The following is a 10,129-nucleotide window of genomic DNA, read 5'->3' as shown; positions in this document are numbered from 1 at the left end:
TTGGGTGTGTCGGTGGTTGATGGCGGCGGGGAAACGCCCGGTCCCATTCCGAACCCGGAAGCTAAGCCCGCCCGCGCTGATGGTACTGCACTCGGGAGGGTGTGGGAGAGTAGGTTACCGCCGACCCAATAACTATAAATAATTGAATAATTGTGTGTGCGCCCCGGCCCCGGGGGTGGTGGGATCATGTGTTGATCCGCACCGCCCTTTGTGGCCGGGGCGTTTTCCTGTGCGCGTAGCAGGGTGGGGGGAGCCTGGCCCGCCGAGACGCGTAACCTGCCGCCGGGGAGTAGCCGTTGTCAGCTGCCGTCTGTGACGGGCATCAATGGCGGGGGCTCGGCCGACCCACGAGGCGTGCGTACTTGGCGCTAGCTCCATCTACACCGACCGGACACATCCGACCTGGGCTTTTACCGGTGAGCCGAGCGCACATGGCGCTAGCTCCATCTGCGGCCACCAGACGGATGCGACCAGGGTATTTACCGGCGCCACCGTCCAAATGGAGCTAGCTCCATATAACGCAGCCCGCGCCGAAGTCTCACAACCATCGCAGACCAAGCTGTGGCCGTGCCGGGGGCTTTACTCTGCGACCGCAGAGTAAATGGGGAGCGTGGACCGCCGTGGTGCCTACGCTGGCGTCGCAGAGTGCCACCCGGTTGAATACCCGGGCAATGGCTAGGCGGACACTCTCTGCCGCGCGATCGCCTGGCGTTGCTGTTGCCACCCGGTTCACGCGTGCTGGCGCACCGCCCAACCCCGCGTGCAGTCAGTAGGGCGGCTATCTGACGAGATCTCCGTGACGAAGATGCGAGACGAGGTCCGTGAATTCGTCACCCCCTTCTCGTCAAACACACACAGCGGCCATCAAACACACGGTCTTCTCGTCAAACACCCGACACCACACCCCACCGAAACACCGAGCCAGACGAAGGCCACCCCGAGCCGGCGAACACCCTGCGACCGCAGAGTAGAAGTCGGGGCAGCGTCGGGCAGACGACTTTACTTCCTGGTTATTCTTGATGACTGTTTTTGACGCGATTAACCAGTACAGCTGCAACTATGGTGAGCAGCATGAGGATGATGAATCCGAGGATCGACTTGTTTGTGATGGCGACATAACTCGAAATTGCCAGCCCGAATAGTGCAACGACAATCGCATTGGGAGATATTTTGTGCCCGTTCATGAGTCCTCCTGTATTTGATCGTTAAGTACACACGCTGCCGCGAGCCTATCTGCACCACGTGTAATGGAACTTTATGCGATTACTGCGTTTCTTGTGGTGGCTCGGGGCTACTGTTGCCCCGGTGATAGTGGCTCCTATGACGGTGCAGAAAGCCCACCCGACATCAGGATTGGCTGTCCCTCGGGCAACCCCTGATCCGCTGATAACTTTGTCCTACTCAAGAGGACTGAACTCCACAACGCCCACCTCCACCAAGTGAAGGCAGGCGTTGTGCGTCCTGGGCGGCGAAGAACTCCCTAGAGTTCCACGAGGGTGTTCTTCGCGGCAGTGACCAGCTCGGAGTCCTTGCGCGCCTTCTCCAGGCGCTGCCACTGGTCCTGCGGGATCGTGGCGCGTGCGCGCGAGATTTCCTTGGAGTCCGGGGTCGCCCAGGCGATGGGCATCGGGGTGATGACCTGCCAGGTGTTCTTGTCGCGGGTGGAGCGCTGGCCGCCAACGGCGACGACGGGGACCTTCGTGCCCACCGTGTCGTGGGTGTTGGGGATGCGCTTGACCACGCGGGACGTGAGTGCCCAGCGGGCGGGGCCGCGGTCGGAGGCGTTCATGTTCACCAGCGCGGTCAAGGTGAGGGTCGTCCCGACATTTTCGGTGATGATGGCGGGGGCGAGCGGGTGGGCGTCGTAAAGCGTCTGCGTCTTGCCCACTGACTTCGGCAACATGAGTGCGACGATGAGCATCATGACGCCAAACAGGATCAGGCCGACGGAGCCGAGGAGGCGCCACGGCGACGTCGGGTCGATGAAGATCCACGCGGCGATGCCGCCGGCGATACTGAGGACGAAGAGCGCGATGCCGGAGAGCACCATGCTCTTGGTGTCACGGAGCAGTTCGTTGTGCTGCTTGGCATATTCCTCGTCAACGTCGAAGTGAAACGTGCTCATGGGCGACCAGTCTATAGGTCGGCGGCGTCGACCAATCTGTAGGCATAGCCCTGCTCGGCGAGGAAGCGCTGGCGGTGCACGGCGTACTCGGCGTCGAGCGTGTCGCGCGCGACCACGGTGTAAAAGACGGCCTCGGTGCCGTCGTGCTTGGGGCGGAGCAGCCGGCCGAGCCGCTGTGCCTCCTCCTGGCGCGAGCCGAACGTGCCGGAGACCTGGATTGCAACGGCCGCCTCGGGCAGGTCGATGGAGAAGTTCGCCACCTTGGACACCACGAGCGTGGATACTTCGCCGTCGCGGAAGGCCTGGAACGCCTGCTCGCGCTTCTTCGTGCTCGTTTTGCCGTCCACGAGTGGCGCGTCGATGCGCGCGGCGAACTCCTCAAGCTGGTCCACGTACGCCCCGATGATGAGCGTTTGCTGGCCCTCGTGCTGGGCAAGCAGCTTATCGACGGCCCCCAGCTTCCCCTTCGAACACGCCGCGAGCCGGTACCGCTCCCGGGTCTCCGCCGTGGCGTAGGTCAGGCGCTCCTCCCGCGTGAGGGCGGTGCGGACCTCGACGCACTCAGCGGTGGCGATGTAGCCGGCCATCTCGAGTTCCTTCCACGGCGCGTCGTAGCGCTTCGGGCCGATGAGGGAGAAGACGTCGTCTTCGCGGCCGTCCTCGCGTACGAGCGTGGCGGTCAGCCCGAGGCGGCGGCGCGACTGCAGGTCGGCGGCCATGCGGAAGACGGGGGCGGGGAGGAGGTGGACTTCGTCGTAAATGATGAGGCCCCAGTCGCGGGAGTCGAAGAGCTCGAGGGCGCGGTATTCGCCCTTGGTCTTGCGGGTCACGACCTGGTACGTGGCAATGGTGACCGGGCGGATTTCCTTCTTCTCGCCGGAGTACTCGCCGATCTCGTTCGGAGTCAGCGAGGTGCGTCGCAGGAGTTCGTCGCGCCATTGGCGGCCGGCCACGGTGTTGGTCACCAGGATCAGCGTGGTGGTCTGCGCCTGCGCCATGGAGGCCGCGCCCACGATCGTTTTGCCAGCGCCGCAGGGCAGGACGACCACGCCGGAGCCGCCTTCCCAGAAGGATTCGGTGGCGTACTGCTGGTAGTCGCGCAAGGCCCAGCCGTCCTGGTTGAGCTGGATCGGGTGCGATTCGCCGTCGACGTAGCCGGCGAGGTCCTCGACGGGCCACCCGAGCTTGGTCAGTTCCTGTTTGATCTGGCCGCGGGCGGACGGGTGGACGGGGACGGAGGTGGCGTCGATAAGCGAGCCGATGAGCGGGCGAACCTTTTTACTGCGGGTGACCTCGGTGAGCAGCGCGGGCTCATCCGCCTCGAGGACGAGGCCGTGGGCGGGGTGTTGGAAGAGCTTGAGGCGGCCGTAGCGCGCCATCGTCTCCGCGACGCTGATGAGCAACGGCTGCGGGACGGGGAAGCGCGAGTACCGCTCGAGCGTGTCCACGGCCTGCTCGGCGTCGAAGCCGGCGGCGCGCGCGTTCCACAGCGCGAGCGGGGTGATCCGGTAGGTGTGAATGTGCTCGGGCGCGCGCTCAAGCTCGGCGAACGGGGCGAGCGCGGCGCGGGCCTTCGGCGCGTCCGGGTGTGAAACCTCGAGCAGGACCGTGTTGTCCGATTGGACGATAAGCGGGCCGTCTCCGAGCGGCATGGGGATCCTTTCTGGGCCGGGATTTGAGCTGCTGAGTAGTGTAACCGGCTGGCTACGGGGAGCATTCCGTCGTCCGCGTCGGAGTCCCGGAGGCGCGGGGGTGGCGGGGGGTTTGTCGTTCCGTTCATCGAAAAACCGCCACCGCCCGCCTTGGACGCACTAGGCTCGAACGGTATGACGGTCATCACTTCCGGCAAAGAACCTGTTTCGAATCACCAAACGAGCGCGGTATCTTCAGCCGCGCTCACCGCCGCCCTCGAGGCGGAAATCGGTACCGCGGAGACGGTGAGCACGCGACTGATCGACCGCGTCAAGTACGCCAACGACGCGTCGCACTACCTCTACACCCCGCAGGCGGTGATCCAGGCGCGCAGCGCAGCGGACGTCGCCGCCGTCTTTCGCGCCAGCCGTCGCACCGGGGTGCCCGTTATCCTGCGCTCGGGAGGCTCGTCGCTCTCGGGCCAGGGCGGGGGCGAGGGCATGCTTGTCGACGTCCGCAAGCACTTCCGCGACATCGAAGTCTTAGACAACGGCGCCCGCGTGCGCGTGCAGCCCGGTGCGACGGTGCGTTCGGTAAATAATCGCCTGGCCTTCTACGGCACCAAAATCGGCCCCGACCCTGCCAGCGAGTTCGCCGCGACGATGGGCGGCGTGATTGCGAACAATTCTTCCGGTATGGCCTGCGGCACCACGTTCAATACGTACCGCACGCTGGAGTCGATGACGTTCGTCCTGCCGTCGGGCACCATGATCAACACCGCCGATGCGGACGCGTCCCGGCAGTTCCGCGAGCAGGAACCGGACATCTTTGACACCATCGTGCGCCTGCAGCGGCGCGTGCGCGAGAACCCGGAATCCGTGGCGAAGATTCAGCGTCACTTCGCGTTGAAGAACACGATGGGCTACGGCGTCAACGCCTTCCTCGATTTCGATGACCCGCTCGACGTCTTCGAGCGCCTCATCATCGGCTCCGAGGGCACGCTCGCGTTCGTGGCGGAGGCAATCTTCCGCACCATCCCGGACCCGAAGCTGAAAACGACCACCATCGCCGTCTTCGATTCCATCGAGGCCGCCACCCGCACACTGCCGGACCTGTTCGACTCCGAGGCGGCAACGCTGGAGCTCATGGATTCCTGCTCCATCGAGGCCGGACGCACCTTTGCCAAGGTTCCGCCGCAGATCCAGGGCTTCGAGGTCCACGACCACGCCGCACTGCTCATTGAGTACCACGCGCAGGAGGACGAGGAGCTGCGGGCTCGGCAGGCGCGCGGTGCGGAGATCCTCGCCAGCCAGCGGCTGCAAACACCCGCGGCGTTTTCCACGGATCCGGCGTTTTACTCCACCGCGTGGGCGTTCAGGAAAGGGCTGCTCTCGCAGGTCTCCGGCGCGCGCCCCTCAGGCACGACCGCCCTGTTTGAGGACGTTGTCGTGCCCGTCGCGGATCTTGCGGATACCTGCCTCGAGCTGCAGCAGATGTTTGACACCTACGCGTACGACAACGCCGTCATCTTCGGCCACGCCAAGGACGGCAACATCCACTTCCTCATTACGGACCGCTTCGAGGGAGAGGAGAACCTGGCCCGCTACAACGGCTTCAACGATGACCTGGCCAGCCTGATCATCGGCCGCCACGGCAACCTCAAAGCGGAGCACGGCACCGGCCGCGTGATGGCGCCGTTTGTGCGCCAGCAGTTCGGCGACGAGCTCTACGAGGTGATGGTGGCGCTCAAGCGCGCCGTCGACCCGCGCGGCACGATGAACCCGGGCGTGATCATCTCCGAGGACCCGGAAGAGCACCTGCACAATATGAAGCTCAACCCCACCGTGGAGGAGGCCGTCGACAGGTGCGTCGAGTGCGGGTTCTGCGAGCCAGTGTGCCCGTCGCGCGACCTCACCATGACGCCGCGCCAGCGCATCGTGGTGCGGCGCGCCAGGGCCAAGGCGCTTGCCGACGGCAACGTGGACGCCGCCCGCGAACTGGACGAAGCGTACGTGTACGAGGGGGAGCAGACATGTGCAGCGGACTCCATGTGCGTGAGCGCGTGCCCGGTGGGCATTGACACCGGAAAGTTTGTGAAGTCGCTGCGCGAGCAGCGCAACGGCAGGGCGGCGCAGGCCGGCTGGAAGGCGGCCGCGAAACAGTGGGACGCCGTCACCGCGAACGCATCGAGGGCGCTGACCGGCGCGTACTACCTCCCGGCCGGGCTGGTGCAGAAGGTCACCGATGTGGCCCGCGGGCTGGCGAGCGCCGAGCTTGTGCCCGAGTACCAGAAGCACCTGGGCAAGGGCGGGCGACGGCGCTCGGGGTTGGGGCCCGTGGTCGGCGACCTGTACGCGCGCCCGTCGGCGGTCTTCATGCCTGCGTGTGTGAACGCCATGGTTGGGCCGGAGCGGCAGGCAAGTGACGGCATCGGTGCCACGGAAGCGTTCGTGCGGCTTGCCGAGCGCGCGGGACTGGCGCTGCTCGTCCCCGACGATGTGGACGCGTTGTGTTGTGGGACCCCGTGGGCGTCGAAAGGCATGGCCGAAGGCCACGCGGTGATGGGGGAGCGCGTGCGCGCATCCCTGCTGCGCGCCACCGACGGCGGGCGGCTGCCCGTGGTGGTGGACGCCTCGTCGTGTGCGCACGGCGTGGCCGACCTGGCCGAAACGGCGGGGATCGAGGTCCTAGACGCTGTCACCTACATCGCGCGCGAGGCGCTAGGCGAGCTCGAGGTGAGCGAGAAGCTGCCGTCGGTGACGCTGCACCCAACGTGTTCGTCGGCGCACATGGGCACCGTGGGGGATCTGCGCGCCGTGGCCGAGGCGGCGGCTGACCAGGTGCAGATCCCCGTGAACTGGGCGTGCTGCGGGTACGCGGGCGACCGCGGGATGCTGCACCCGGAGCTGACCGAGTCGGCGACTCGCGCCGAGGCGAAGACGGTGGCGGAGCTGGACTCGCGGTACCACGCGCCGTCGAACCGCACGTGCGAGCTCGGCATGACGCAGGCCACGGGCGAGCCCTACGCGCACGTACTGGAACTTTTGGAGCGCGCGACGCGGTGACCCGTGCAGCTTAGCGGCGGCGCGGGCGGAATGGGTTGACTGCGTTTGCCACCGCCGGCCACGTCTCTTCATTGATGGCGAGACGTTGGGCATCGGCATCCCAGAACCACTTGGTGAAGACCCCCGGCTTATCAAACGCATGCGTGATAAAAAGGATGGCCTGCTCAAAGGGGTCGCGATCTTGTGTTGCGAGCACGTCGAGCGCCGGGGCCTCGAGAGCGTCGCGGGCGCTTGTTCCTCATTGACAGGGTTATGGTGTGCGTCAGACATTGGGCGCATCTCCGTTCGCCGGTGTATTTGTGACTCACCATACAGTTGCCGGTCTAACGTGACGTTAGGTATGTATTAACTCCAACTATTTGCCCACCACACGGCGTAACATTCCGCGTATGACTGCCACGATTCCCGCAACCGACACGCACCTCACCGACACCCTGCACCGTGAACTCGGCACCGAAGACACCGTCCACACCGAACTGGTGGACCGCATTAAGTACGCACACGACGCCTCCCACTTCCTGTACACGCCGGATGCAGTGGTGGAGGCCCGCGATGCGTTCGACGTCGCCGCCGTCTTTCGCGCCGGGCGCGCCTCGGGCACCCCAGTGGTGTTGCGCTCGGGCGGCACCTCGCTCTCTGGTCAGGGCGGGGGCAAGGGGCTGCTTGTCGACGTGCGCAAGCACTTCCGCGGCGTCGAAGTCCTCGACCACGGCAACCGGGTCCGCGTGCAGCCCGGCGCGACGGTGCGTTCCGTGAACGCTCGGCTGAACCTGTACGGCCGGAAGTTGGGGCCGGACCCGGCGTCGGAAAGCGCGGCCACCCTGGGCGGCGTGATTGCGAACAACTCCGCTGGCATGGCCTGCGGCACCGAATTCAACACCTACCGCACGCTGGGGTCCATGACGTTCGTGCTGCCCTCCGGCACCGTGATCAATACGGCGGATGCGGACGCAAACAACCAATTCCGCGAGCAGGAACCGGACATCTTTGACACCATCGTGCGCCTGCAGCGGCGCGTGCGCGACAACCCGGAATCCGTGGCGAAGATTCAGCGTCACTTCGCGCTGAAGAACACGATGGGCTACAGCGTCAACGCGTTCCTGGACTTCGAGGAACCGGTGAAGGTATTCGAGCACCTGCTTATCGGTTCCGAGGGCACGCTGGCGTTTATCGCGGAGGCGGTGCTGCGCACGGTACCGGTGCCGAAGGTGAAGACGACGTCGGTGGCGGTGTTTAAGAGCATTGACGCCGCGACGCGCAGCCTGCCGGACCTGTTCGCCTCCAAGGCTGCCACGCTCGAGCTCATGGACTCGCACTCCATCGAGGTGGGCCGCAGCTTCGCGTCCGTGCCGCAGGAGATCACCGGCTTTGACGTGGACGGCCAGGCCGCGCTGCTCATCGAGTACCACGCCGACGACGAGGAGGAGCTGCGCGCCCGCGAAAAGGAGGGCGCCGAGATCCTGCGCAACCTGGACCTGCAGAACCCCGCCGTGTTTTCCACCGACGCGTCGGCGGCGGCGAAGGCGTGGGCGTTCCGCAAAGGCCTCTACGCCCAGGTGGCCGAGGCGCGTCCGTCCGGCACGACCGCGCTGCTGGAGGACGTCGTCGTCCCGGTCGGAGACCTGGCCGACACGTGCTCCGGCCTGCAGGTGATGTTTGACCAGTACGGCTATGACGACGCCGTCATTTTCGGCCACGCCAAGGACGGCAACATCCACTTTCTCATCACGGACCGTTTCGAGGGCGAGGAGAACCTCACCCGTTACAACGGCTTTAACGACGCACTCGTGGACCTGATCCTCGGCGCGAACGGCAACCTGAAGGCCGAGCACGGCACCGGACGCGTGATGGCGCCCTTCGTGCGCCGCCAGTACGGCGACGAGGTCTACGACGTCATGGTGCAGCTCAAGCGCGCGGTCGACCCGCACAACACGATGAACCCGGGCGTCATCATCACCGATGACCCGGAGGAGCACCTCCACAACATGAAGCTGTCCGCCACGGTCGAAGACGCCATCGACAGCTGCGTCGAGTGTGGCTACTGCGAGCCGGTGTGCCCGTCGCGCGACCTGACCATGACTCCGCGCCAGCGCATCGTCGTGCGCCGGGCCCGCGCGCAGGCGCTCCTCGACGACGACATGGACACCGTCCGCGAGCTGGACAAGGCCTACCAGTACCAGGGCATTGACACGTGCGCGGTGGACTCCATGTGCGTCACCGCCTGCCCGGTGGGCATTGATACCGGCAAGTTCATCAAGTCCCTGCGCCGCGAGCAGGCCACGACGCTGGAGAACGCGGGCTGGGCCGCGGCCGCGAAGGCGTGGGCGCCGGCGAACAAGGTGGCCTCCGTCGCGCTGACCGGCGCGCACTACATGCCGACCGGCCTGGTGCAAAAGGTTACCGACGTCGCCCGCGCGCTGGTCGGCGAGGACACCGTGCCCGAGTACCGTCCCGAGCTGTCCAAGGGCGGCCGGACCCGCTCGAAGGCGTTCGGCGAGCGCATTGGCAGCAAGTTTGCGGAGCCGGTTGGCGTCTTCGTCCCGGCCTGCGTGAACTCCATGTTCGGCCCGCAGGGCGACGGCGTGGGCGCCTCGGAGGCGTTCGCTCGCCTGGTGGAGCGCGCCGGGCTGGCGCTCATCGTCCCGGAGGAGATCGACGCGCTGTGCTGCGGCACCCCGTGGTCCTCCAAGGGCATGGCCAAGGGACACGACGTGATGGAGCAACGCGCCCAGGAAGCGCTCATGGCAGCGACCGACGGCGGCCGGCTCCCCGTGGTCGTGGACGCGTCGTCGTGCACCCAGGGCTTCCAGGGCATGGCGGAGAAGGTGGGCATCACCGTCCTCGACGCGATCGAGTTCGTGGAGCAGCACGTCGTGGACAAGCTCACCGTGCCGCAGAAGCTGGATTCGGTGACGCTGCACCCCACCTGTTCCTCGACGCACCTGGGCATCAACGAGCAGCTGGTGGCAGTTGCGGAGCACGCGGCGGAGCACGTGCATGTGCCCGCGGACTGGAACTGCTGCGGCTACGCGGGCGACCGCGGCATGCTGCACCCGGAGCTGACCGAGTCGGCCACCAAGCGCGAGGCCCGCGAGGTGGAGCAGCTCGGCGCGCGGCACCACGCGTCGTCGAACCGCACCTGCGAGCTTGGCCTGACCAGCGCGACGGGCGAGGATTACCACCACGTCCTCGAGCTGCTGGAGCGCGTGAGCCGTTAGCTTATCGACGCCACTGTGACCGGGGCCACATCATACCGGTGGCCGTGGTCTGGGAGCTGCCTTAATTTAGAGTGCGTCAACCTCAATGG

General features: G+C 66.1%; 6 protein-coding genes and 1 rRNA gene. 3 read left to right on the top strand and 4 right to left on the bottom strand.

What is annotated here, in order from left to right; genetic code table 11:
* The first annotated feature begins 8 nt into the window (after positions 1 to 8).
* A 5S ribosomal RNA gene (rrf, locus tag CKJ85_RS11350) occupies positions 9 to 126 on the top strand.
* An 884-nt stretch (positions 127 to 1,010) separates the two neighbouring features.
* Here rrf and CKJ85_RS12130 read toward each other — a convergent pair.
* The 3 genes from CKJ85_RS12130 to CKJ85_RS11340 form a co-directional block, all read right to left on the bottom strand.
* Positions 1,011 to 1,184, bottom strand: coding sequence for a hypothetical protein (locus tag CKJ85_RS12130; RefSeq protein WP_165765514.1), 174 nt, complete (start codon positions 1,182 to 1,184; stop codon positions 1,011 to 1,013).
* 296 nt (positions 1,185 to 1,480) lie between these two features.
* Positions 1,481 to 2,125: a DUF3239 domain-containing protein gene (locus CKJ85_RS11345; RefSeq protein ID WP_095554383.1), complete on the bottom strand. Its 645-nt coding sequence runs from the start codon at positions 2,123 to 2,125 to the stop codon at positions 1,481 to 1,483.
* 11 nt (positions 2,126 to 2,136) lie between these two features.
* Positions 2,137 to 3,777, bottom strand: coding sequence for a DNA repair helicase XPB (locus CKJ85_RS11340; protein WP_095554382.1), 1,641 nt, complete (start codon positions 3,775 to 3,777; stop codon positions 2,137 to 2,139).
* Between the two features lie 174 nt (positions 3,778 to 3,951).
* Here CKJ85_RS11340 and CKJ85_RS11335 point away from each other — a divergent pair, with 174 nt between their 5' ends.
* Positions 3,952 to 6,822 (top strand): FAD-binding and (Fe-S)-binding domain-containing protein, encoded by a 2,871-nt coding sequence (locus CKJ85_RS11335; protein ID WP_095554381.1) that lies wholly within the window; start codon positions 3,952 to 3,954, stop codon positions 6,820 to 6,822.
* A gap of 10 nt (positions 6,823 to 6,832) precedes the next feature.
* Here the strand turns inward: CKJ85_RS11335 and CKJ85_RS11330 are convergent, their stop codons facing one another.
* Positions 6,833 to 7,018 (bottom strand): hypothetical protein, encoded by a 186-nt coding sequence (locus CKJ85_RS11330; RefSeq protein WP_095554380.1) that lies wholly within the window; start codon positions 7,016 to 7,018, stop codon positions 6,833 to 6,835.
* Positions 7,019 to 7,211: 193 nt separating this feature from the next.
* Between CKJ85_RS11330 and CKJ85_RS11325 the strand changes: the two genes are divergently transcribed.
* Positions 7,212 to 10,040, top strand: coding sequence for an FAD-binding and (Fe-S)-binding domain-containing protein (locus CKJ85_RS11325; RefSeq protein WP_095554379.1), 2,829 nt, complete (start codon positions 7,212 to 7,214; stop codon positions 10,038 to 10,040).
* Positions 10,041 to 10,129 lie beyond the last annotated feature (89 nt).

This window comes from Corynebacterium sp. NML 150383 (assembly GCF_002285085.1).
GTDB classification, from domain to species: Bacteria; Actinomycetota; Actinomycetes; order Mycobacteriales; family Mycobacteriaceae; genus Corynebacterium; species Corynebacterium gottingense.
Note: the sequence above shows the minus strand (reverse complement) of the source record. Positions and strands in the feature narration are given on the sequence as shown.

Bases quoted from the DNA above. Each gene is read 5' to 3' on its own strand.
- CKJ85_RS11340 (WP_095554382.1), bottom strand. From the start codon at position 3,777: ATGCCGCTCGGAGACGGCCCGCTTATCGTCCAATCGGACAACACGGTC.
- CKJ85_RS12130 (WP_165765514.1), bottom strand. From the start codon at position 1,184: ATGAACGGGCACAAAATATCTCCCAATGCGATTGTCGTTGCACTATTC.
- CKJ85_RS11345 (WP_095554383.1), bottom strand. From the start codon at position 2,125: ATGAGCACGTTTCACTTCGACGTTGACGAGGAATATGCCAAGCAGCAC.
- CKJ85_RS11325 (WP_095554379.1), top strand. From the start codon at position 7,212: ATGACTGCCACGATTCCCGCAACCGACACGCACCTCACCGACACCCTG.
- CKJ85_RS11335 (WP_095554381.1), top strand. From the start codon at position 3,952: ATGACGGTCATCACTTCCGGCAAAGAACCTGTTTCGAATCACCAAACG.